Raw genomic sequence first — 23,934 nt, forward strand, 5'->3', positions numbered from 1 at the left:
ATGGGTGCTTGAGGCAACCCCCATCGCGCGCAAGCGCGCTCCTACAGAAGACCCGGGCGCGGGCGCGACCGGGTCCGTCATGGCCGAGGGTTTAGACCTCGGCGTCTTCCTTATAGGCATCGATCGGGATGCAGGCGCACATCACGTTCTTGTCGCCGTAGACGTTGTCCACGCGCGACACCGGCGGCCAATACTTCGACAGCTTCAGCGACGGCAGCGGGAACGCTGCGAGCTCGCGCGGGTAGGCGTGGGTCCACTCGGTGCCCGTGACCATCGCCGCGGTGTGCGGGGCGTTGCGCAGTGGGTTGTCCTCCCGGTCCAGGCGGCCATCTTCCACGGCGCGGATTTCGTCGCGGATCTGGATCATGGCGTCGATGAAGCGATCCAGCTCGTGCTGCGATTCGCTTTCGGTCGGCTCGACCATCAGCGTGCCGGCCACCGGGAACGACAGCGTCGGGGCGTGGAAGCCGAAGTCGATAAGGCGCTTGGCCACGTCTTCGGCACCGATGCCCGTGGCGTCCTTCAGCGGGCGCAGGTCGAGAATGCACTCGTGCGCCACCAGGCCGTTACGGCCGGTGTAGAGCGTCTTGTAGTGCGGGGCGAGGCGCTTGGCGATGTAGTTGGCGTTGAGCAGGGCGACCTGGGTCGCCTTGCGCAGGCCTTCGGTACCCATCAGCGTGATGTACATCCACGAGATCGGCAGGATCGAGGCGGAACCGAAGGTTGCGGCACTGACCATGCCGACTTCGCCTTCGCTACCAAACGCGCGCGGCAGGAACGGAGCCAGGTGCGACTTGACCGCGCACGGGCCCACGCCCGGGCCGCCACCGCCGTGCGGGATGCAGAAGGTCTTGTGCAGGTTGAGGTGCGAGACGTCCGAGCCCCACTTGCCCGGCTTGGCCACGCCGACCAGCGCGTTCATGTTGGCGCCGTCGGTGTACACCTGGCCGCCGTGCTTGTGCACGATGTCGCAGATGGCGACCACGTCTTCCTCGAACACGCCGTGCGTCGAGGGGTAGGTGATCATGATCGCGGCGAGGCGGTCCGAGTACTTCTCGGCCATTTCGCGGATGTGCTCGACTTCGACGTTGCCGTTGGCATCGCAGCGGGTCACGACGACGGTCATGCCGCACATCTGCGCCGAGGCCGGGTTCGTGCCGTGGGCCGATTCCGGGATCAGGCAGATGTCGCGGTGGCCTTCGTTGCGCGAGCGGTGGTAAGCGCGGATGGCGAGCAAACCGGCGTATTCACCCTGAGCGCCGGAGTTCGGCTGCAGGCTGACCGAGTCATAGCCGGTGCACTCGACGAGCATGGCTTCGAGCTCGTCGATCAGCTGCTTGTAACCCTGGGCCTGGTCGGCCGGGGCCAGCGGATGGATGTTGGCGAACTCCGGCCACGTCACCGGGATCATCTCGGCGGTGGCGTTGAGCTTCATGGTGCACGAGCCGAGCGGGATCATGGTGCGATCCAGCGCCAGATCCTTGTCGGCCAGGCCACGCAGGTAGCGGAGCAGCTCGTGCTCGCTGTGGTGCGTGTTGAAGACTGGGTGCTGCAGGAAGTCCTGGTCGCGGAGGAGGGCCTTCGGCAGCGCGTCGTGGACTTCGGCGTCGATCGCATCGATGTCGACGTTGTCGGCGCCAAACACCGCGGCAAGCGCGACGATATCGGCGCGCGTGGTGGATTCATCGAGGCTGATGCCGACGCTGCCGGCATCGATCGCGCGCAGGTTGATGCGTGCCGCGACGGCCTTGGCGTGAATCGCCTTCGCATCGATGCCCGTGACGTGCAGGGTATCGAAGAAATCGTTGCCGACCGCAACGCCGGCGCGACGCAGGGCGACGGTGAGGATCGTGGCCATGCGGTGGACGCGGCGGGCGATGCGCACCAGGCCTTCCGGGCCGTGGTACACGGCGTACATGCTTGCCATGACCGCCAGCAGCACCTGCGCGGTACAGATGTTCGACGTGGCCTTCTCGCGGCGGATGTGCTGCTCGCGGGTCTGCAGGGTCAGGCGGTAGGCCGGCTTGCCTTCGGTATCCACGGAAACGCCGATCAGGCGGCCCGGCATCGAGCGCTTGTACGCGTCGCGGCAGGCGAGGTAGGCGGCGTGCGGGCCGCCAAAGCCGAACGGCACACCGAAACGCTGGGTGTTGCCGACGACGATATCCGCGCCCCAGCTACCCGGCGAGGCGATGACGGTGAGGGCGAGCAGGTCGGTAGCGACGCAGACAATGCCGCCACGGGCGTGGGTCGCGTCGGCGAGGGCCTTGTAATCGTTGATGCGGCCGAAGGTATTCGGGTACTGCAGCAGCACGCCGAAGCTGTCGACCGTGCCAGCGTCGGCGTCGTCACCCACGTGCACTTCGATATCCACGCCATCGGCGCGGGTACGCAGCACTTCGATGGTCTGCGGATGGACGTCCTTCGAGACGAAAAAGACCTTCGACTTGGACTTGGCCGAACGCTTGGCCAGGGTCATCGCTTCGGCAGCGGCCGTGGCCTCATCGAGCAGCGACGCGTTGGAGATATCCATGCCGGTCAGGTCGGTGACCATGGTCTGGAAATTGATCAGCGCCTCCATGCGGCCCTGCGAGATCTCCGCCTGGTACGGCGTATAAGCCGTGTACCACGCCGGGTTCTCAAGCACGTTGCGCAGGATGACGTTCGGGGTCAGGGTGCCGTAATAGCCCTGGCCAATGAAATTCTTGAAGACCTGGTTGCGGTCGGCGACCTTGCGGATCTTGGCCAGCGCCTCTTCTTCGGTCACCGCGCGGGGCAGGGAGAGCGGGGCGGGCGATTTGATCGAGCCCGGGACGATGGCGTCGGTCAGCGCATCGAGCGAGCCGTGGCCGACCACGGTAAGCATCTCGGCGATCTCGCTGTCATTCGGGCCGATATGGCGTTCGATGAACGCACCGTGGTTCTCGAGATCGCGCAGCGAGGGGGTGTTGTTCTGGCTCATGGCGTAGGGGCGTCCGGAAATACGTGCCGTGCCGGCACGTGGGGCGCCCCTCTGTCCTTTTGCCTGAGAGTTTGGGGGCAGAAACCCCTTGCACCTTCGGCGCCGGATTTAACCGGTCTCTCCAGAGTGATATGCCGCGCGATGGTATGGGAGCCTGAGCGATTACGGGCGTTGCGCCTTCGGCAGCGGGTCCATCCGCTTCTCCCACCGTACGGTAAGGCCGGGATTATACAGCCAACCCGGCCCGGCGCAGCGTCCCTGCCCCTCACCCTGTAGGAGCGCGCTTGCGCGCGACTCCCCGGCCCGACACCGCTGCGGCACGTCAGCCCGAAGCACCATCCCGGTGCATTCGGGCCAGCCCAGGGCTTACCAGGGCGCCGGGTCTTCCTTAAAGCTCGTTAGCCGCCGGCCACGGATGGTGAATTTGCTCGTAGGCATGCAATCCGAGAATGATCCGGCTGAGCTCGCCGTTCTCCGGGTGGGAGTCCTCGCCCGCGCCTCGGATCACAAGCTCCCTGATCGCAACAAGCGCCACGTCGTAGGCGGCCTCGTTGAAGATCGGCAGAACGGCATGCCGACGGCATTCCTCCCAGCGCAGGGGAGTAGCGTCCTTAACTACCAGCTGTTTCATCCAGTGTCTCCTGTCGTACTCGGCGTGCGTGAAAATGGATAGAACATGGCACGCTTGCGTTAGGAGCGTGATGTTAGCGATCAGGCGGTAGTGATTGCCTCGGATGTCGAAAACGACGAACTTACCAACAACGTCAGCGCTGCCGAATGCATTTCGCAGATCTGCGAAGTTCCGGAACGTGCCTGACTCAATGAGGTTTGTCCACGTATCGAGCGCGCGTCTGGCATCGGGATGCTTTCGTGCGAATTGCCGGAGTATTCTCGACCCGCTGAGAAGCATCGTTGTTTCCTGGTACACAAGATGCGCTAGTTTCGTCGATGAAATTTGCTCGTTGCTTCAGCGATCGCCCTTCGCTCGTGTGGGCATCCGCTGATCTTCTGTAGTCCCTATGCCGCTTTCGCTACAGTTTTTCGACCGCAAGACGTAACCCTAGCCCGAAAAACAACGCGCCCAGCGTCCGGTTCAGCCAGCGCGAAATCGCGGGCCGGCTCAGCACCGCATGCGTGAGCCGCTCGGCAAGCAATACATACCCGAGGCTCATCACGAGGCCGATAGCGCTGGCAATCAGCCCGAGGAGCAGCAGATGCCGAACCGAATGCGGGTCACCTGCGTTGATGAACTGCGGCAAGAGCGCCAGGTAGAACAAGGCCACTTTCGGATTGAGCACATCATTGAGAAAGCCGTGCCACACATGCTGCGCGGTGCTCGCCGCCGGACGACCCGCGGATGTCGCGAAAGCGCTGCTTGAACGGAACGCCTGCCAGCTGAGGACGAGGAGATAGGCGGCGCCGGCGTATTTGACGGCAGCGAATGCCGTGGCCGACGTGAGGATCAAGGCAGAAAGCCCGGTCACAGCTGCACACAAGTGCACATAAGACCCGAGATTGATCCCCAGCGCTGCCGACACACCAGCCCGGCGCCCGTACGCCATGGTCCGTCCGAACAGGAACAACATGTCCGGCCCTGGTATCAGGAAGAGGGCAACACTCGCCCCGGCGAACAGCAGGCAGGTATGCAGATCCATGTCGGCGGGTGGCCCTAGAGGGTGGGGAGGACGGTGCGGACGTGCGCTTCGAACAGATGCAGCAATCGCGAGGGGTTTTTACGTGCCGTCACCACCGTGATGCCGACCGACGGGAGTATTGGCAGACCACTGGCCGGCGGAAGCACCTGCAAGTCGGGTGGCACGCCCGTCAACGTCATCACCGTAATGGCCTGGCCGGAGCGGACGACGGCGGTTAGCCCTGCGACACTGCCGCTCGCGTAGGCGATGCGGTAACGGCGGCTCACCTTCTCCAGGCTGGAGGTGGCGGCGATGTGGTCCAGCGCATCGGGATCGGATAACGCCAGCTGCAGCGGATCACGCCGGTAAGCATCGCTGCCCTTGGCGGCCACCCAGACGAAAGGCTCGCAGCGCAGGAACTGATCACGTTCCAGGCTATCCGGTAACGATACGACGGCGATGTCGATGGACTGCTCTTTTAGCTGCTCGACCAGCCGGGGTGTCGAGGCGCATACGACCTCAATAAATACCTGGGGATGCTGGCGTGCAAAGGTGTCGAGCAATTCCGGCAGAAAGATTCGTGCGTAATCATCCGGGCAGCCAAAACGAATACGGCCTGACAGGCTCGCGCCGGTCAGCTCGGCGACTGCCTCATCATGCGCACGGAGGATCTTGTGCGCATGTGCCAGCAAGCGTTCACCGTGAACCGTAAGCGTGATACCACGACCGCCACGGGTCATAAGGGGCTGCCCGACAGCCTCTTCTAGCTTCTTGATCTGCTGGCTAAGCGCTGCCTGCGTCCGGCCTACCTGATCAGCGGCTCGACTCATGGCTGCGGCTTCCGCAATAGCGACGAAGTTGCGGAGCGGGGCGATATCAAGACGCACGGTCATGGCGCCATCCTACGGCAAGCGTGCGCGGCTGCAAGCGCTGGCGTAAGGTACAAGCGGCACTTATGGCCCGCATTAGAACTTCTTGCTGCCCGCGACTCACGGGCTGTGATTAAGATCGGGCCGACTCAGGGGATTCCACCGATGAAAGGACGAACGATGCACGCATTCGTGAAGCAGGCTTGTCTGGCGGTTGTCATGGGCGCGACCCTCGCGGGTATGGCCTTCATGGTTCAGGCGCAGGATGCGTCCCTGGTGAGCAAGGACGACATTCCGCAGAAGTTCGACGACGTCGTCCCCGGTGGGCAGGATTTCACCCGGCGCGAAGTCATGGTGCCAATGCGTGATGGGACAAAACTGTTTACGGTGATCGTGGTGCCGAAGGGTGTGAAGGATGCGCCGATCATCCTTACCCGCACGCCGTATAACGCAGCGGAGCGTGCAGGTAGCGCCAAAGCCACTTCCATGGCGACGGCACTGCCCCACGCTGATGCCGCCTTTGTCGAAGCGAAATACATCCGCGTTTACCAGGATGTGCGCGGCAAATACGGCTCCGAAGGCAAGTACATCATGATGTATCCGCCGCGCGGCCCGTTGAATCCCACCAAGACCGACGAAACGACCGATAGCTGGGACACGATCGACTGGCTCGTGAAGCACGTGCCTGAATCAAATGGCCGCGTCGGCATGATCGGCTCATCGTACGAAGGCGAGACCATTGTCATGGCGCTGCTCGATCCGCACCCGGCACTCAAGGCCGCCGTGCCGGAAAGCCCGATGGTTGATACCTACATGGGCGACGACTGGTTCCACTACGGCGCCTTCCGCCAGATGATGCTTGGTTACGTACATATGCAGACCATGCAGAAGGGGGCGGGCGCAGTGACGCCAACCGACACCTACGACAAATACGAGGAATACCTTCGCGCCGGTTCGGTGGGCGATTACATCCGCAGCCGGGGCCTGGACAAGCTGCCGTTCGTGGCGCGCATGATGGCGCATCCAGCGTATGACGACTTCTGGCAGGGGCAGGACCTGGCCCGTCGCCTGGCCGCCAAACCTTCCACGGTTCCGACGCTGTGGGAGCAGGGCCTGTTCGACCAGGAAGACATGTGGGGCGCGAACCACGCCTGGCTTGCACTGAAGGCCGCCGGGCATACCGCCAATAACTGGCTGGTGATGGGGCCGTGGTCGCATAGCCAGGTCAATGGCAAGGGGTATGCCGTGGGCGCCTTCAAGTGGGAGGGCGACACCGCGCGGCAGTACAACCGCCAGATGGTATTGCCGTTCTTCGAGCAATACCTGCGCGACGGTCAGCCCGCCAAACTGGCCCGCGTGACTATCTACAACACCGGCGATGATCGCTGGGAGTCGTTCCAGGACTGGCCCACAGCGTGTGCGAGCGGCTGCGGTACCCACCTGAAGCCGCTGTACCTCGCAAAAGACGCCGGGCTAACGTTCAACAAGCCCGGTGACGCAGAGGCGGCCGATACCTATGTCAGCGATCCCGCCAAGCCGGTTCCCTTCCTCCCTCGCCCGGTGCTCGACCCGTTCTTCGGCTATGGCTCGGACTACGCCGGGTACATCCCGTGGAGCTCATGGCTTGTGCACGACCAGCGCTTCGTCGATGGTCGCAGCGACGTGCTCTCGTACGAGACACCGGTGCTGACCTCGGCGGTGCGCGTGCAGGGCATTCCCGTTGCCGACTTGCGGGCGATGACGACGGGCACTGACGGCGACTTCGTTGTGAAACTCATCGACGTCTTCCCCTCATCGGTACCCAGCGACCCCTCGATAGGCGGCTACCAGATGGCAATCGCCATGGACATCCTGCGCGGCCGCTATCGCGAGAGCTTCGAACATCCATCGGCGATCCCGGCTAATACACCGCAGACCTACAAGTTCGAACTACCCAATGTAAACCACGTCTTCCAGCCGGGTCACCGGATCATGGTGCAGGTTCAGTCGTCCTTGTTCCCGCTCTACGACCGCAACCCGCAGACCTACGTACCGAACATCTTCAATGCGAAACCAGCTGACTACCGGGCGGCGACGATCAGCGTTCTTCGCTCGGATAGCCAGCCGAGCGCGGTGTGGTTGCCGGTCGTCGGGCGTGGCGCAAACCGTGTCGATTGAACTGCGCACCAAGGCCGGCGCCGAGTAACGACGTCCGCAAAGGCTGAAAATCCTGTAAGCCTTCGCTGACGTATACCGGCGGAACTATCGACATTGGCTCGCTGCGTCGGCAATCGTCGCCGATGCAGCGGGGTTGTAAACATCGCCGCACAGGCTAGATATGTGCGGCGTTTCATCCTTCTTGTCAGGCAATGCCCTATGGTCGCACCGGGCCTTACACGACAAGGAGACGTTATGAAATCTGCCCCCCGTTCCATCCTTTCCCTTACCGCTGCCATCAGCCTTGCCCTACTTGCGCAGTCGGCGCATGCGACGTTCCAGAATGTCCGCGGCATCATTGAGGCGCGAGCCAGCCAGCTTGACGAGCCGGGTGACGCGCATGCGTGGCTTTCTGAGCAGTTCGAGGCTGGCGTGCCGATCCTCGTCCGCATGGATACCCCGGATCGCAGCCCGGTCGCCCGCTTCTTCGGGATCTCGCCGCGCATCGGCGATACGATCTTCGTGCGTGGCACGGGCGGGGACGTGTCCATGCTCAGACCCACTGACACCACTGACACCACTGACACCACTGTCCCGTGGCGACCGCAATGGACGCCGCGGGCCACTGAGGCACTCGCGATAATGCAGGCGAATGCCCCGACACATGTGCCGGACGGATCATCCATCACGCCGCTCCAGCGCTTCCATGAGGGCGTATTCGAGACCGGGTCTGATGAGATCACCGGTCGCGCCACCATCGTGGTCGTTCGTAGCGCGACGCGCACCGACGATGACAAGGAAATCCACGTGTCCACGTGGCATGACATCAAGCCCGAGAATGCAGGCATTGACGCCGGCCATGCAGAGGGGCGGAATCTCAGCGCCCTCTACCTGCCGGTGCGATATCACGTATCGCATGAGGTGACCGCGTCGGGTAACGATCCCGTCATGGTCGATTTTTTCCCGCACTCGGATGGCAGTACGACGATCGAGTACACCAAGATCCAGGAGCGTGGTATCAGCATCGGCGGGAATGTCGGCAGCGGGGCCTCAGAAGATGGCAAAGCGGATGCCGGGTTGGCCTCGAAGATCCCGTTCAATGTATCGGTTGGTTTCACGCACACGGAACGGGAAGAATTCCGCCTCGATTTCCAGGATTACTCGCTCGCTGCGGGCGCGGTGTCTTCGGCCCGTGTGGTTCGCTGGGAAGCGCCGTTGAGCGAGCGGCTATTCGATACGTTGATTGAAGCCGAACATGCGGACAGCGTGGAACTCAGCGAAAAGCGCATGACGCCCATGATGCGCACGGCCCGTCTCCCGGCGTGGTCCGTCTGGGAAGTGCCAGGTGTCTACGAGGGCATGGCTCGGGTCACGGTATCGGGTGGCTACGACATCGATGAACACAAGTGGTGGTGGCAGGGCTCAGAATGGATGTCGAGTGGTCATCAGGTTCGTCCGGTCGAGGCGTCGGCGTCCTTCGAACTGGACCTTTCCAGCCCTTATCTGACCCGGGAAATCACCGTGCTCCTGCGCTCCGCCGCTGAAGACGGCCAGTGTATGGCGCAGCGCTCGGGCAATGTCGTGATGGCGGCCTGTGATGCGCGGGATCGCGCTCAGATGTGGGGCCTGGATAGCGAGCGACGCTACGTGAATCGACAGAGCGGTGAGTGCCTTGAGGCCGACATTGCCGGTGGGAGCGTGGCCATGGGAGCATGTTCGCTCGGTACGAGCCAAACCTGGCAATGGCGCGCGGATCGCATCCATAGCGCGATGGGTAATAGCCAGAACCGCCTATTCGTGGACGACGGCAAGTTACGCGTAGTCGCCGACCCCGGCCGATTTGATGATATTCCCGAGAACCCGCACAACGCACTTCTGAAACCGTGGGCGGGGTATCCGCGCGCGCCGGTGGAAGGGGAGCTCCAGCCCGCGCCCTTCGGTACGGCTGCCGGAGGCATCCCGGCCGGTTGGGCGGGCATCTACGGCGCGACCGGTCCTGAGCAACGTTGGACGCCCATCGTGCTACGCGTCGGCATCGTGCCTGAAGCGTAATAAGGGGTAGGTAAAGGGCGGTATGAAGGCCGCCCTTTACCGTAAAGCGGCGCAGGCACTATCTTTCTCCTACCGTGCTGGGCGACAAGTCGCTCAGGCGAATCTCCAGGAGGAAGCGTGGGACAGATGTCGCAAAGGCTCCGGCCGGGATTGGAGGGGCTCTTGATTGGCGACGCCTTGGGCGTCCCTTATGAGTTCCATGATCCACTCGACATTCCGGCTGCCTCGCTGATTGAATTCGTCCCGCCGAAAGACTTTGATCGCTCGCATTCGGATGTGCCTTCCGGCACGTGGTCGGATGATGGTGCGCAGGCGCTGTGCCTGCTTGCTTCGTTAAAGCACTGCGGCACGCTTGATCTTGATGACTTTTCACGGCGCCTGGTCAACTGGATTGACTGGGGCTACATGGCGGTGGATGGCCATGTTTTCGATGTGGGCCTGCAAACGGGTGCGGCGATGCAGGCACTCCGAAGCGGCGCGTCTCCGCGGAAGTCAGGGCCCGCGACGGAACGATCGAACGGCAACGGCGCTCTGATGCGGGTGCTTCCGCTGGCGCTCTGGCACGAGGGCGACGATCGTTCGTTGATCCAGATGGCGTGGGAACAGAGCCTCCCGACACACGGCCATCCACGCTCGGGTGTCGCGTGTGCGATGTATTGCTTGTGGGCCCGGGCGGAAATGGCGGGTTCGGTACAGAGCTGGGTGGATGCCGAGGTGGTATTGCGGAGGGAAGCGCCCGACGTTGGTTTTCCAGACGAAGAGGTGGAACGTGTCCTGGACCCTGTTAACGCTTCAGCCGTGAGCGGCACCGGATATGTTGTCGACTGCTTGTGGTCCGCCAAGCAAGCCATGGACAGGGCGGCGGATTTTTCATCAGCGGTTCGCGGGGCCATAAGCCTGGGTAACGACACCGATACGACGGCTGCGGTTACCGGCGGCATCGCGGGGATCAGATTCGGCCTGGAGGGCATTCCCCTCGCCTGGCGCGAGGCGCTCCGCGGTAGGCCATTGCTTGAAGCGCTTTTGAACGAGGCTGGATGACATGGCATTCCGCGTATTGATCATCGGTGGTACGGGGCAGGTTGGGGCCGCTGTGGTACGAGCAGCGCTTGCGGAGCCCGCCTGCGTGGAAGTGGTCATGGTGAATCGCAGGGAGGTGCCCGCTTCCGCCGACCCTCGTGTGCGGCAGGTCGCGCTGGACACCCGTGCTAACGGGTTCACGGACGACGTCGCAAGGCTTGCCCAGGACCTGGTAGGGCAGGGTGACCCGGTCTACGCGGCCTCCTGCGTCGGCGTCGGCAGTGGCAGCATGAAATGGACCGAGGATCAGTTGAAAGCGCTTGAGGTTGGCGTGGTCGGCGGTTTTGCCCGCGGGTGTCATGCGGGCGGGATTAACCACTTCTCGCTATTGTCGGCCGTAGGCAGCGATCCGAAGAGTCGTTTCCGTTACGTGCGCGTCATGGGTATGAAGGAGGCGGCGATTGAGGCGATCGGCTTCGAGCGCCTCGCGATCTTCCGGCCTGGCATCATCGCTGGCAATGCGCATACGCCGGGCTATGTAGCCTGGCTCGGTCGGCTTGTTCCGGGACGCTTCGGTGTGATTGAGCAAGATGATATCGGGCGTGCTTTTGTTCGGGAGTTCACGGGCTCCGCCACGCAGGCCAGCGTGGCTCGTTTCGAGAACGGCGATATGAGGCGGATGTCGCGCGTGATTTAGTGGACTACTTTCCCGCTTGCGGTGACGCGTCGCTTTCGGCGGGAATACAACGTGGACAAGCGACGAGCCGGTGCTAGAGGCGTCAGGTGATACGACAGGAAGGCGGTCATCCTTAATTACCTCGCGTATGGTTTTCGCGGGTGGTACGCCTTACGGAGTGGGGTGCAAAAGCATCGCGCGCAAGCGCGCTCCTACAGGGGTGGGGTGAGCCACTGCTGCATGTAGGTTTCGAGTGGGGTGCGGGGTGGGAGGGTCAGGGCGGCGGCGTGGACGAAGGCCTGGGAGGCTTTCAGGAACGCTTGCCTGGCCCGCGCTGAATCGATACGTGCCGCCGCCTGCTTCTGGCGGAGTTGCACGATGTGCGCCGAGGGCTGACCGGGCTTCGAAAATTTAGCGTAACGGCGCAACTCGTCCGCGGCCGTGGTGGTGTCGCGCGCAGCACGTTCCATGGCGGCTCGCGCTTCTTGCGCCTGTGCGAGCAGGGCCGTGGCTTCCGGCGAAAGTTCGGCCGTTGAATGACTTGGCTGACGGGTCATATGCGTTTTCGAACCCCGGAAACAACAAAGCCCCGCATCGCTGCGAGGCTTTGTCTTATAATTGGTGCCCAAGAGAGGACTCGAACCTCCACGGTTTTACCCGCTAGTACCTGAAACTAGTGCGTCTACCAATTCCGCCACCTGGGCAGGTGTCTCGGTGACAGCAGTTGCTGCCCCGTGAGCCGCGTAGATTAGGCAGGTCAGATACACTTGTCAACGATTTTCCAAAACGGGAAGTAGAAAACTGTCACTTCCCCCCTTCAAGGTCTTTACGTGACGAAGAAAAGCAAAGTTTCCGGAGCCCGCAAGGGGCCCCGTAAGCCCAAGGCGAGCCGCCCCGGAAAGGCGCTGGCCAAGTTCGGCGGCCATCCGCCGGCCTCGGCGGTCGCCGACCCGCACGCCGCGCGCGAAGCGCAGCGCTATGAGAATCCCATCCCCAGCCGCGAGGCGATCCTGGCCCTGCTGGAGGAACGCGGTGAGGTGATGCTGGCCGAGGACATCGCCCGCTCGCTGCGCCTGTTCACCGATTACGAGATCAATGCCCTGGACAAGCGCCTGGGTGCCATGGTCCGCGACGGCCAGTTGCTGCGTAACCGCCGCAACGGCTACGCGCCGGCTGAAAAGCTCAACCTGATCCCGGGCCGCGTGATTGCCAATGCCGAGGGCTACGGCTTCCTGCGCCCCGACGAGGGCGGGGAAGACCTGTACCTGTCGCCCTCCCAGATGCGTAGCGTGCTGCATGGCGACCGGGTGCTGGCCAGCGTGGTCGGTATCGACCGCCGGGGCCGCCGCCAGGGCGCCATCGTCGAAGTGCTGGAGCGTCGCTCGCCGCGCCTGGTCGGTCGTGTGGTCGTCGAAAACGGCGTGACCCTGGTCGAGCCGGATGATCGCCGCCTGCATCAGAACATCATGATCCCCGCCGGCCGCGACGCCGGTGCGCGTTCGGGCGAGATCGTGGTCGCCGAGATTACCGATCCGCCGACGCCGCACCGTGGCCCGCTGGGCACCATTCGCGCCGTCCTCGGCAACCGCCTGCAGCCGTCGCTGGTGGTCGAAATGGCCATCGCCAGCCACGACCTCCCGCACGAGTGGCCGCCACAGGTGATCCGCCAGGCGGAAGAGGTGGAACCGAAGGTCACCCCCGCCGAACGCAAGGGCAAGGTCGATATCCGCGACCTGCCGCTGGTCACGATCGATGGCGAGGACGCCCGCGACTTCGACGATGCGGTGTATGCCGAGCCGTTGAAGAACGGTGGTTTCCGCCTGATCGTCGCGATCGCCGACGTGTCGCATTACGTGCCCATCGGCACCGTGCTCGATGCGGAAGCCTACGAGCGCAGCACGTCAACGTACTTCCCCGGCTTCGTCGTGCCGATGCTGCCGGAGACCCTCTCCAACGGCATCTGCTCGCTGAACCCGAAGGTCGATCGCCTGTGCATGGTCTGCGACATGGAAGTGGACGCCGAGGGCGAAGTACAGCATTCGAAGTTCTACGAAGCGGTGATGTACTCCCACGCGCGGCTTACCTACACCAAGGTGTGGCAGGCCGTCGGCGAGCGCAACCCGGCCGTGCGCGAGGAAATCGCCGAGGTCTTGCCGCAGGTTGAAACCCTGCATCGCCTCTACAAGGCCATGGCGAAGGCGCGCAAGCGTCGCGGTGCCATCGATTTCGAAACGCCGGAAGTGAAGTTCCGTCTGACGCCGTCAGGCGATGTCATGGCGATGGGCGCCACGGATCGTAACGATGCGCACAAGCTGATCGAAGAATGCATGATCGCCGCGAACGTGCAGGCGGCCAAGTTCCTCTCCAAACGCAAGATTCCCGCGCTGTATCGCGTCCATGCGCCGCCGCCGGTCGAGAAGTACGAAGACCTGCTGCAGTTCCTGCGCGAATTCAAGCTGAAGATGCCGCCGAATGACGAAGTCACCCCGGCAGACTTCTCGGCACTGCTAAAGAAGGTGCACGATCGCCCCGAGGCCGAGCTGATCCAGTCGGTGCTGCTGCGCGCACAGAGCATGGCGGTGTACCTGCCGAGCAATGATGGCCATTTCGGCCTTGCGCTCGATGCATACGCGCACTTCACCTCGCCGATTCGCCGTTACCCCGATCTGCTCGTGCACCGCGCGATCCGTTACGCGCTCACCAAGGGCAAGCCGGCTGACTACGAGTACACCGAAACGCAGATGTCCGCGATGGCGGTGCACTGCTCGCAGCGTGAGCGCCGTGCGGAAGAAGCCGAGCGCGATGTCGACGAGCGCTTCAAGTGCGCGTGGATGGAAAAGCATGTGGGCGAAGAATTCGCGGGCACGATCACCGGTGTCACGTCGTTCGGCTTGTTCGTCGAACTCGCTGCGTCGCGTGTCTCCGGCCTTGTGCATGTCTCGCAGCTGCCGAACGACTATTACAAGTTCGATCCGGTACGCCACCTGCTGGCGGGTGATCGCACGGGCGAGCGTTACCGCCTCGGTGACTACGTGAGCGTGCAGGTCCTGCGCGCAAGCATGGAAGACCGCAAGATCGACTTCCGCCTGAAGGCACGCCTGCAGTCGTTGCCGAAGCCTGTACCTGCGCCGCCGGTGGCACCGCCGCCGGTCGTGCAGACCGGTGCCGTGGCCCAGGTGGGCCGCGCCTTCGGCCGCGTGGTCAAGAAGGTGGCTGAGAAGCTGGCGGGCAAGAAAGCCGCGGCGAAGGCAGCTGTAGCCAGGGCGCAGCCAGCGAAGGTGCCACCGGTCAAGGCTCCGACGCCGGTTAAGGCCGCCCCTGCGAAAGCCGCGCCGGTCAAGGCAGCCCCCGTGAAAGCGGCGACGCCGAAGGCACCGGCTGCGAAGGCTCACCCCGCGAAGGCACCGCCGGCCAAGGCGCCCGCGGCGAAACGTCGTAACGAGGCTGCTCCGTCCGCCCCGGCGACGAGCCAGCCGCTGCCCGCGCTGCCACCCGTGCCGCAGGCGAAGAAGTCGACCGCGCACGCCCCCTCGGCGAAGCCCGCTGCCTCGAACCGGCCGCCGGCGAAGCAGGGCGGTGCACCGAAGCCGGCCGCTACGAAACACGCAGCGAAGAACGTAGCAACGAAGGCGACGGGCGAACATCCGGTCCCCGCGAAGAAGGCGACGGCCAAGAAAGCCGCGCCGCGACCGAACAAAGGCAAGCGGTAAGTCATGACTGAAACGTGGATTGTTGGCATCAACCCGGTTGAAGGCGCGCTAGCGAACGACCCGGAGCGCATTCGTGAACTGCTCGTTGAGCAGAACTCAAAGAATGCGCGCATCAGCGAGATCCTGGCCGCCGCGCGCAAGCACGGCATCCAGGTACGGACGATGGGCAAGGATCAGCTCGAGAAGATGAGTGGCGAAGCGCGCCACCAGGGCGTCGTCGCCCGCTATGAAACCCCGCCCATGCTCGGCGAGAACGACCTGGAAAGCCTGGTGGAAAAGGCGGGCCCGGATTGTCTCGTGCTCGTGCTCGATGGCGTGACCGATCCGCACAATCTCGGCGCCTGCCTGCGCAGCGCCGCGGCGGCGAAGGTCACCGCGGTCGTCGTGCCAAAGGACCGTGCCGTGGGCCTTACGCCCACGGTGCGTCGCGCATCGGCCGGCGGTGCGGATATCGTGCCGTTGGTGGCGGTCACCAACCTCGCCCGTGCGCTGCGCACGATGAAGGACGCTGGCGTCTGGATCACTGGCCTGGCCGGTGAAACCGACAAGTCGATCTACCAGGTCGACCTGAAGGGCCCGACGGCCCTGGTGCTCGGCGGCGAGGGCGATGGCATGCGCCATCTCACCCGTGAAATCTGCGATTTCGTTGCGAAGATCCCGATGCCGGGCAACATGGAGAGCCTCAACGTTTCCGTGGCGACCGGCGTGGTGTTGTTCGAGGCCCTGCGCCAGCGAGGTGTGAAAAAATGAGTAGCTTGCTGTGGCATGACTGGTGTGGCCTCCTGGGCGTTGCCCTGGTCCTGGTCGCGTTCTTCCTGCTCCAGGCACACAAGCTCTCGGGGCAGGGCTATCCGTACCAGGTGATGAACCTGCTCGGTGCGTTCGGCATCCTGCTTTCGTTGATCTTCGGCACGTTCAACCTCCCTGCGTTCCTGCAGGAGATGGCGTGGTTCCTGATCAGCGTCTACGGCATCGTCCGCGGCGTGCGCACGCGCAAAGCCGCGCAAATCCTGCCGTAACCGGCCTCTTGTAGGAGCGCGCTCGCGCGCGATGGGTGCTTGCGGTAACCCCCCATCGCGCGCAAGCGCGCTCCTACAGGGATAGGTGTTCCCCGGCCACGGGGTTACACGGCGGTCAGGCTGGCTTGGTAAAATGCCCAATGAACCTGCGCAATGCGGGTTTCCCCACCGGGACGACCCGGTGGCGCGACACACGCCGCGGGGACGACCCCGCCCTGGCGGAGCCACTAGCATGTACTGGGTCATCCTTTTCGTCGCGGGTCTTTTCGAGATCGCGTGGGCCGTTGGCCTGAAATATACCGAGGGCTTCACGAAGCTCGTCCCAAGCGTCCTTACCGGGGCGGCCATGGTCATCAGCATCGTGTTGCTTGCGTTGGCGACGAAGAAGCTACCGCTCGGCACTGCCTATGCGGTGTGGACGGGTATCGGCGCGGTCGGTGCCGTAACGCTCGGCATCATGCTCTTCGGCGAATCCGCGCAGCCCTTGCGGCTGCTGTGCGTGGGGCTGATCGTGGCCGGCATCATCGGCCTCAAACTCACCACCGCCTGAAATACCCTGCTGCCTGCGGGCGCCACAACGCGTGTAGGAGCGCGCTTGCGCGCGATGGGGCGTGCCGCAAGCCCCATCGCGCGCGAGCGCGCTCCTACAAGTGATGTTTTTACTTGACGGTGAAGTCCGGGCTGGCCGTGTCGTCTTTCTTGTTGCGCGGCGCAACGAGCGGTTCGCCGTGGACAACGAACCACACGTTCTCCGCGATGTTCGTAGCGTGGTCACCGATGCGCTCGATGTTCTTGGCCATGAACAGCAGGTGCGTGCACGGGGTGATATTGCGCGGATCTTCCATCATGTAGGTGAGGAGGGCGCGGAACACCACCGTATAGGCTTCGTCGAGATCGGCGTCAGACTTCCACACTTCGTAGGCCGCCTCGGCGTCCTGCTCGTCGTAGGCCTTGAGCACGTTACGCAGCTGCTCGGCGGCAAGCTCGGCCAGGTTGGCCAGGCCACCCGCGGCGCTGATCGGCGCCACGCGGCTGAGCGGAATGGAACGCTTGGCCACGTTGGCGGCATAGTCGCCGATGCGCTCGATGTCGGCTGCGATGCGCAGGGCGGCGAACACGTTGCGCAGGTCACCGGCGATCGGCGCGCGCAAGGCGAGCAGGCGGACCACGTCCTGGCTGATATCGTGTTCCATGCCGTCGATCGCGTCGTCGTTATCGACGATGCGCTGGGCGGCACGTTCGTCGCGGCGCTGGACCACGTCGATCGCGGCTTCGAGCTGCGCGACGGCGAGCTCGCCCATCTTCACGATTTCGCCGGTCAGGCGCTTCAGCTCGTCGTCGTAGCTCTTGATGATGTGCTGGTGCGGGGTGTTCATCGCATGCCTCGGGAAGTAGGGGCTTAGCCGAAACGGCCGGTGATGTAGTCTTCGGTCTGCTTCTTGTCCGGCTTCGTGAAGATCTTTTCGGTCTTGTCGAACTCGATCAGCTCGCCCATGTACATGAAGGCGGTCATGTCCGAGCAACGCGCAGCCTGCTGCATGTTGTGGGTAACGATGACGATCGTAAAGTCCTTCTTGAGCTCCTCGACCAGCTGCTCGATGCGGCTGGTGGCGATCGGGTCAAGCGCCGAGGTCGGCTCGTCGAGCAGGAGCACTTCCGGCTTCAGGGCGATGCCGCGGGCGATGCACAGGCGCTGCTGCTGGCCGCCGGAGAGGCCGAGCGCGCTCTGCTTCAGCTTGTCCTTCACCTCGTCCCACAGCGCGGCGCCGCGCAGGGCCTGCTCCACGCGTTCTTCCATGGTCGAGCGGTTGAGCTTCTCGTGGTGGCGGATGCCGTAGGCCACGTTTTCGAAGATGGTCATCGGGAACGGGACCGGCTTCTGGAACACCATGCCGACCTTGCTGCGCAGGCGGTTCATGGAGTACTTCGGATCCAGGATGTTCTCGCCATCGAGCACGATCTCGCCCGCGGCACGCATGCCGGGGTAGATCGCGTAGATGCGATTGAAGATGCGCAGCAGGGTGGACTTGCCGCAGCCAGAGGGACCGATGATCGCGGTGACCTTCTTCTCCGGTACGTCCAGCGCGATGTGCTTCAGCGCGTGGAATTCACCGTAGTAGAAGTTCAGGTCGCGCACGGTCATCTTCGCGGGCACCTGGCCCAGGTCGACGCCGGCATGGTGCGGCGACGTACCGAAGCCCGGCTGGGAGGCGACTTCGTTCATGTTAGTCATGGGACACCTTGGAGCGGAAGGCGAAGCGGGCGATGAGGCTCAACGCGAGCACGAACATGGTCAGCACGAAGGCACCGGCCCAGGCCAGGACGTTGATGTCCGGGCTCGGATCCTTGGTGTACTCGTAAATGATCTGCGGCAGGCTCGGCATCTTGTCGAGCGGGTTGAACGTCATGAAATTGTTGCCGAAGGCCGTGAACAGCAGCGGGGCGGTTTCGCCACTGATGCGGGCCAGGGCCAGCAGGATGCCGGTGACGATGCCCGAGCGCGCGGCGCGCACCAGGATCTGCATGGTCAGCTTCCACTGTGGCACGCCCAGCGACAACGCCGCTTCGCGCAGCGTGCCCGGGACCAGGCGCAGCATTTCATCCGTGGTGCGGACGATGACGGGCAGGGCGATCAGCGCCAGCGCGATACCGCCAGCGATACCGGAGAAGGTCACGTCACCATTGGTGAGGTACTTCGAGGGCAGCACCACGATGGTGTAGACGAACAGGCCCAGTACGATCGACGGTGCCGAGAGCAGGATGTCGTTGAGGAAGCGGATGGTCGGGCCGAGCTTGGAGCGCATCGAGTACTCGGCGAGCCAGGTACCCGCGCAGACGCCGATCGGGGTCGCGATCAGGATGCCGAGGAGGTTGAGGATCAGGCTGCCGACCATGGCGTTGGCCAGGCCGCCTTGTTCGCGGTCGACCGTGATCCGGGTAAACAGCTGCGGCTTAAGCCCGGCAAGACCCTGGCTCAGGGTTTCCCACAGGATCCAGGCCAGGAAAAACAGGCCGATCGCCGTGGCGAGCATGCTCAGCGCCATCGCGATGACGTTCTTGACGCGGCGCTTGGTGTAGAGCGAGGCGGACATTACTTGCCCTCCTTCACGGCCATGCGGCGGAGCATGAGGCGCGCGATCAGCAGCACGATGAAGGTCACCACGAAGAGCAAGAAGGCCAGCGCCATCAGCGCCGAGCGCTGCAGGCCCTGGGCTTCGCCGAACTGGTTGGCGATGGTCGAGGCGATCGAGCTGCTGGTTTCAAGGAACGACAGCGAGAACTTGAACGTGTTGCCGAGCACGAAGGCCACGGCCATCGTCTCGCCGAGCGCACGGCCCAGGCCGAGGAAGACGCCGCCGATCACCGCGGTGCGGGTGTATGGCACGACGATGTCCCACACCACTTCCCAGGTGCTGGAACCCAGCGCATAGGCGGATTCCTTCAGGCGGGTCGGGACGGTCTGGAACACTTCGCGCATCACCGAGGAGATGAACGGGATGATCATCACCGCCAGTACCAGACCCGCGGTAAGCACGCCAGCGCCGAAGAAGGGGTATTCGCTGGAGAAGAACTTGCCAATGGCCGGGACGTGCGTGACGAGCCAGGACACCTGGCCATCCGGCGGATCGGCGCTGAAGTGGTTCATCAGCCAGGGCTTGATGTGCTCGGCCACGAATGGGGCGAAGATGAAGAGGCCCCACATGCCGTAGATGATCGACGGGATGCCGGCGAGCAGTTCAATGGCGGAGCTGACCGGACCGCGCAGCCACTGCGGGGCGATCTCGGTAAGGAAGAGGGCAATGCCGAAGCTGACCGGCACGGCGAAAAGCAGCGCGATGAACGCGGTGCCGATGGTACCCATGATCGGGACGAGCGCGCCGTACTGGTCGTTGCTCGGATCCCAGGTGGCGCTGGTAAGGAAGCCGAAGCCGAACGTGCGGAACGCGTCCGAGCCCAGCCACAGCGTGGAGCCGGCAGCGCCGACCAGGGCGAGCAGCACGATGAGGGCGCAGCCCTTGAGGACCCAGCCGAAGATTCGGTCGTCGCGCGTATCCTTCGCGTTGCGGGCCGCTTCTGCGGTGCGCTCGGCGCTGGGAACGGCGTTGCTGACGGAGGCGTGCATGTGGATGCGGATTCCTGGGCCTGTGCAAACGGGAGGGTCGCCGCCTGATCTTAGGCGGCGACCCCCGGTTGGACGTTACCGTGACCGGCTTAGATGTCAGCCGGATGGCAGCGGCCTATTACTTGTTGCCGAAGTCCGAAGCCCAGTAGCCTTCGATCTTCTGGACCAGGGTCGGCGGCAGCGCGACGTAATCGAGCGCGGCGGCGTCCGACTGGCCCTTCTCGAGCGACCACTTGAAGAAGTCGAACGCGACCTTGGTGTGCGAGGCGTTCTTCGACTTCTTGTACATGATGATCCAGGTCGTCGCCGTGATCGGCCAGGCCTGGTCACCCGAGGCGTTGGTCATGATCAGGTTGAAGTCCTTGGCCGACGCCCAGTCAGCGGTGGCCGCGGCCGCGCCGAAGGTTTCAGCGTTCGGCTGGACCCACTTGCCGGCGGCGTTCTGCATCTGCGCGAACGAGATGTTGTTCTTCTTGGCGTAGGCGTACTCGACGTAACCGATCGAGCCCGGGATCTGGCGCACGTACTGCGACACGCCTTCGTTACCCTTGCCACCCACGCCAGCCGGCCACTCGACGGCCGTACCGAACTTCACCTTGGAAGCCCACTCCGGGCTCACCTTCGAGAGGTAGTTGGTGAAGTTGAACGAGGTGCCCGAACCGTCCGAGCGGTGGACGACGGTAATCTTGTTGCTGGGGATCTTGAGGCCCGGGTTCAGCGCGGCGATGGCCGGGTCGTCCCACTTGGCGATCTTGCCGAGGTAGATATCGGCGAGGACGGCGCCGGTCAGCTTGAGCTGGCCAGCCTGCACGCCCTGGAGGTTCACCACCGGCACGATGCCGCCGACGACGCTGGGGAACTGGCCCAGGCCGAACTTGGTGAGGTCTTCGCTGCTCATCGGGGCGTCAGACGCGCCGAAGTCGATGGTGCCTTCCTTGATCTGGGCGATACCGGCACCCGAACCGACGGACTGGTAGTTCAACTTGTTACCCGTGGCTTCGGCGTACTTGGCCGACCACTTGGAGAGGACGGGGTAGACGAAGCTCGAGCCGGCGCCGGTGATGTCGGTGGCCTGGGCAGCGCCCATGCCGAACAGCGAAGCAGCCACCAGTGCGGCGATGCGGAGTTTACGTGTGAACACGGAGGAATCCTCGGTTGAATGAGTGTCAGGCGAAGCCCGCCCGGGCCGTATTCCAGCCCTGCCGTGTTGCAATGAAATGTTTCGAATGTTTCAAGCTGATGACAGCGGCCGATTTGCTGTCATATTCAATTGCTTACGAAATCGCTCAAACTGCGATGGAGGTCACGCGATCGGCCTCGGCGAGCTCCAGCCGGCGCCAGCGGTTCACGATTTCGCAGAACAGTTCGGCCGTGCGCTCCGCGTCGTAAATGGCGGAATGGGCCTCACGGGTATCAAAGGATAACCCCGCGGCGATGACAGCTTTGCTAAGCACGGTCTGGCCGTAGGCGAGCCCGCCCAGGGTCGCCGTATCGAAGCAGCTGAAGGGATGGAATGGATTGCGCTTGTGGCCGACCCGCCGCACCGCTGCATTAAGGAAGGCGAGATCGAACGCGGCGTTGTGGCCGACCAGTACCGCCCGCTGGCACTCGGCGACCTTCACCGCATCGCGTACCGCATTGAATACGTGGTCCAGCGCCTGCCGCTCGGGCAGGGCGCCGCGAAACGGGTGGTCCGGGTCGATCCCGGTCACCTCCAGGGATCGCGGGTCGATATTGGCACCCGGGAAGGGGTCCACGTTGGCCGCGACGGCCGGTTCGGGCACCAGGAGCCCCGAGGCGTCCATCCGTATACAGACGACCGCGATTTCCAGCAGGGCGTCGCGTTCGGCATCGAAGCCACCCGTTTCGACATCCACGATCACCGGCAGGAACCCCCGGAACCGTCCGGCCATGGCCGTGGCGGTGCTGTTACTCGTCGTATCCATGCCGTGAAGGATACCAGTCCCCCGGTCAGAGCGGCACCAGACGTTAAGCCAATGTGCTCGTGTCGTCATCTTGTCACAAAAAAACCATCGAACCGTAAAACCCAGCGCCCATCCTTCGCGCCGTTGGACCTGCTTGAGAAGTTTCGGACAGAAATATCTCAAGCGGGGACACAGGGGTCCACACACACACTTTCCATACCTAGCGGAGAAATCCCATGCGTTCCAAGTTGCTCACGGTGGCTATCGCTGCCGGTCTGGGCGTGACGAGCCTCTCGGCCATGGCTGCTACCAAGCAGCAGCAGCCGGCTCGCGTCACGGTCGACGCCGCCACCCTTCAGCAGCTCCAGGCTCAGCTGGCCGCCCTGCAGTCCCAGGTCGCTGACCTGCAGGCGAAGCAGGAAGCCCAGGCTGACGCACAGGTCGAGACCGCCAAGGCCGTCAATGACGTGCAGGTTGCTTCGGCCAAGCCGACCGACGAGCTCGCCAAGAAGCTCGACGCCCTGAACAAGCTGGTCGACAACACCAAGATCGGCGGCACCATGTTCTTCGACGTGACCAACCAGGATCACGACGAGAAGGTCGGCGCCGCGCCGAGCACCAAGAAGGACGGCCACGGTTCCACCAACGGCACCGGCTTCGACGTCAAGCGCTTCTACCTGACCGTCGACCACAAGTTCGATGACGTCTGGTCGGCTAACCTGACCACCGACTTCAGCTACCAGTCGTCGCTGTCGTCCACCAGCCTGTTCGTGAAGAAGGCCTACGTGCAGGGCAAGTTCGATCCGCTCTTCACGGTGCGCTTCGGTGCGGCCGACATGCCCTGGATCCCGTTCGTCGAGAAGTGGTACGGCTACCGCTACGTCGAGAACACCATCACCGACCGTTCGTTTGAAGGCGGCCGTAGCGGCGGCACGGCGACCGCTGGCGGCGTTGGCGCGTTCGGCAACTCGTCCGACTGGGGTATCCATGCCCTCGGCGCGACGACCGGTGACAACTCGGTCAACTACCAGCTCTCCGTCGTCAATGGTCGCGGCTACCGCAACCTGAGCCGTTCGAAGTCGGTGGATACGGAAGCCCGCTTCGGCTACTCGCCGATCGAGCAGATGGTCATCGCCGTCGGTGGTTACAGCGGCAAGCGCGGTAACGACGTCGAGAACGGCGCGGATACCCGCACCGCGACGCGCGGCGACGCCCTGCTGGCATGGCGCGACAAGACCTGGGGCGCGGGCGTGGAATACTTCCACTCCGAGAACTGGGACGACATCCTGCGTTACACCGGCACCGGCCTGACCCCGGGCGTTGGCGCGGCGAACAACACCAAGAAGGACAAGGCCGACGGTTACTCGCTGTGGGCTGACTGGAAGTTCATGGACCAGTGGGCCGTGTTCGCTCGCTACGACAACCTCGATTACAAGTACACGAACCTGACGGACGTGGAAGAGAAGATCAAGGACAAGTACTACAACGCCGGTGTTTCCTACGACGTTCTCAAGAATCTGAAGATGGCACTCGTCTACAAGCACAACAAGCTCGACGGCCCGGTTGCTACCCCGTACCACTACAAGACGAACGAAGTGGGCGTCTGGGGCATGCTTAGCTTCTAAGCGGTATCAGAACGGAGTTCTACTCAGGGAAGAACCAAACGGCGGGCGCAAGCCCGCCGTTTTTTTGATCTCGCTCCGAATCGTCTCACGCCGTGGTGCGTCGTAAAGACGGCCAAATGCTGAACCAAAGCCGTGTCATTCCGGTGTGCATGGCTTCGTAAGTGTGCGCTGCGCCTTGTTTTT

General features: G+C 63.5%; 20 protein-coding genes, 1 tRNA gene and 1 riboswitch. Of the genes, 9 read left to right on the forward strand and 12 right to left on the reverse strand.

Annotated elements, in window-relative coordinates; genetic code table 11:
- Nucleotides 1–91: 91 nt before the first annotated feature.
- The 4 genes from gcvP to VGN46_RS11900 form a co-directional block, all read right to left on the reverse strand.
- On the reverse strand, nt 92–2,962 hold the full coding sequence (gcvP, locus tag VGN46_RS11885) for an aminomethyl-transferring glycine dehydrogenase (protein WP_331643907.1): 2,871 nt from the start codon (nt 2,960–2,962) through the stop codon (nt 92–94).
- Nucleotides 2,963–3,003: 41 nt separating this feature from the next.
- A riboswitch (glycine riboswitch) is annotated at nt 3,004–3,097 on the reverse strand.
- A gap of 253 nt (nt 3,098–3,350) precedes the next feature.
- Nucleotides 3,351–3,872 (reverse strand): type II toxin-antitoxin system HigB family toxin, encoded by a 522-nt coding sequence (locus VGN46_RS11890; protein WP_331643909.1) that lies wholly within the window; start codon nt 3,870–3,872, stop codon nt 3,351–3,353.
- Between the two features lie 121 nt (nt 3,873–3,993).
- Entirely contained in the window at nt 3,994–4,617 is a 624-nt protein-coding gene (locus tag VGN46_RS11895; protein WP_331643910.1) for a LysE family translocator, read from the reverse strand.
- A 14-nt stretch (nt 4,618–4,631) separates the two neighbouring features.
- Nucleotides 4,632–5,489 carry a LysR substrate-binding domain-containing protein gene (locus VGN46_RS11900; RefSeq protein WP_331643911.1) on the reverse strand — a complete coding sequence of 286 codons (858 nt, stop codon included), beginning with the start codon at nt 5,487–5,489 and terminating at the stop codon, nt 4,632–4,634.
- 156 nt (nt 5,490–5,645) lie between these two features.
- Between VGN46_RS11900 and VGN46_RS11905 the strand changes: the two genes are divergently transcribed.
- From VGN46_RS11905 to VGN46_RS11920, 4 genes are all read left to right on the forward strand, one after another.
- Nucleotides 5,646–7,622 (forward strand): CocE/NonD family hydrolase, encoded by a 1,977-nt coding sequence (locus tag VGN46_RS11905; protein ID WP_331643912.1) that lies wholly within the window; start codon nt 5,646–5,648, stop codon nt 7,620–7,622.
- A 234-nt stretch (nt 7,623–7,856) separates the two neighbouring features.
- Complete coding sequence (locus tag VGN46_RS11910) at nt 7,857–9,653, forward strand: RICIN domain-containing protein (RefSeq protein ID WP_331643913.1); 1,797 nt, start codon at nt 7,857–7,859, stop codon at nt 9,651–9,653.
- A 162-nt stretch (nt 9,654–9,815) separates the two neighbouring features.
- Nucleotides 9,816–10,694: an ADP-ribosylglycohydrolase family protein gene (locus VGN46_RS11915; RefSeq protein WP_331643914.1), complete on the forward strand. Its 879-nt coding sequence runs from the start codon at nt 9,816–9,818 to the stop codon at nt 10,692–10,694.
- An 85-nt stretch (nt 10,695–10,779) separates the two neighbouring features.
- Complete coding sequence (locus tag VGN46_RS11920) at nt 10,780–11,370, forward strand: hypothetical protein (protein ID WP_331643915.1); 591 nt, start codon at nt 10,780–10,782, stop codon at nt 11,368–11,370.
- 191 nt (nt 11,371–11,561) lie between these two features.
- Here VGN46_RS11920 and VGN46_RS11925 read toward each other — a convergent pair whose 3' ends face one another.
- Together VGN46_RS11925 and VGN46_RS11930 are read right to left on the reverse strand one after the other, a co-directional pair.
- Nucleotides 11,562–11,906 carry a hypothetical protein gene (locus tag VGN46_RS11925; RefSeq protein ID WP_331643916.1) on the reverse strand — a complete coding sequence of 115 codons (345 nt, stop codon included), beginning with the start codon at nt 11,904–11,906 and terminating at the stop codon, nt 11,562–11,564.
- A 62-nt stretch (nt 11,907–11,968) separates the two neighbouring features.
- Nucleotides 11,969–12,053, reverse strand: a tRNA-Leu gene (locus VGN46_RS11930).
- Between the two features lie 126 nt (nt 12,054–12,179).
- Between VGN46_RS11930 and rnr the strand changes: the two genes are divergently transcribed.
- The 4 genes from rnr (at nt 12,180) to sugE (ending at nt 16,628) form a co-directional block, all read left to right on the forward strand.
- On the forward strand, nt 12,180–15,059 hold the full coding sequence (gene rnr, locus VGN46_RS11935) for a ribonuclease R (protein WP_331643917.1): 2,880 nt from the start codon (nt 12,180–12,182) through the stop codon (nt 15,057–15,059).
- A 3-nt stretch (nt 15,060–15,062) separates the two neighbouring features.
- Nucleotides 15,063–15,809, forward strand: coding sequence for a 23S rRNA (guanosine(2251)-2'-O)-methyltransferase RlmB (gene rlmB, locus VGN46_RS11940; protein WP_331643918.1), 747 nt, complete (start codon nt 15,063–15,065; stop codon nt 15,807–15,809).
- Nucleotides 15,806–16,078, forward strand: a complete 273-nt coding sequence (locus VGN46_RS11945) for a CBU_0592 family membrane protein (RefSeq protein ID WP_331643919.1) — start codon at nt 15,806–15,808, stop codon at nt 16,076–16,078. The genes rlmB and VGN46_RS11945 overlap by 4 nt, the downstream gene beginning before the upstream one ends.
- A 232-nt stretch (nt 16,079–16,310) precedes the next feature.
- Nucleotides 16,311–16,628: a quaternary ammonium compound efflux SMR transporter SugE gene (gene sugE / locus VGN46_RS11950; RefSeq protein WP_331643920.1), complete on the forward strand. Its 318-nt coding sequence runs from the start codon at nt 16,311–16,313 to the stop codon at nt 16,626–16,628.
- A gap of 109 nt (nt 16,629–16,737) precedes the next feature.
- Here the strand turns inward: sugE and phoU are convergent, their stop codons facing one another.
- From phoU to rnt, 6 genes are all read right to left on the reverse strand, one after another.
- Nucleotides 16,738–17,454 carry a phosphate signaling complex protein PhoU gene (gene phoU / locus VGN46_RS11955; protein WP_331643921.1) on the reverse strand — a complete coding sequence of 239 codons (717 nt, stop codon included), beginning with the start codon at nt 17,452–17,454 and terminating at the stop codon, nt 16,738–16,740.
- A gap of 23 nt (nt 17,455–17,477) precedes the next feature.
- Nucleotides 17,478–18,221, reverse strand: coding sequence for a phosphate ABC transporter ATP-binding protein PstB (pstB, locus tag VGN46_RS11960; protein ID WP_331643965.1), 744 nt, complete (start codon nt 18,219–18,221; stop codon nt 17,478–17,480).
- Nucleotides 18,222–18,303: 82 nt separating this feature from the next.
- Nucleotides 18,304–19,170 carry a phosphate ABC transporter permease PstA gene (gene pstA, locus VGN46_RS11965; RefSeq protein WP_331643922.1) on the reverse strand — a complete coding sequence of 289 codons (867 nt, stop codon included), beginning with the start codon at nt 19,168–19,170 and terminating at the stop codon, nt 18,304–18,306.
- On the reverse strand, nt 19,170–20,201 hold the full coding sequence (gene pstC / locus VGN46_RS11970) for a phosphate ABC transporter permease subunit PstC (protein ID WP_331643923.1): 1,032 nt from the start codon (nt 20,199–20,201) through the stop codon (nt 19,170–19,172). The genes pstA and pstC overlap by 1 nt, the downstream gene beginning before the upstream one ends.
- Before the next feature lie 118 nt (nt 20,202–20,319).
- Nucleotides 20,320–21,342, reverse strand: coding sequence for a phosphate ABC transporter substrate-binding protein PstS (gene pstS / locus VGN46_RS11975; RefSeq protein ID WP_331643924.1), 1,023 nt, complete (start codon nt 21,340–21,342; stop codon nt 20,320–20,322).
- A gap of 145 nt (nt 21,343–21,487) precedes the next feature.
- Nucleotides 21,488–22,147, reverse strand: coding sequence for a ribonuclease T (rnt, locus tag VGN46_RS11980; protein ID WP_331643925.1), 660 nt, complete (start codon nt 22,145–22,147; stop codon nt 21,488–21,490).
- Between the two features lie 215 nt (nt 22,148–22,362).
- Between rnt and VGN46_RS11985 the strand changes: the two genes are divergently transcribed.
- Entirely contained in the window at nt 22,363–23,751 is a 1,389-nt protein-coding gene (locus VGN46_RS11985; protein ID WP_331643926.1) for a carbohydrate porin, read from the forward strand.
- Nucleotides 23,752–23,934: the final 183 nt, after the last annotated feature.

Source organism: Luteibacter sp., from assembly GCF_036500425.1.
GTDB lineage: Bacteria > Pseudomonadota > Gammaproteobacteria > Xanthomonadales > Rhodanobacteraceae > Luteibacter.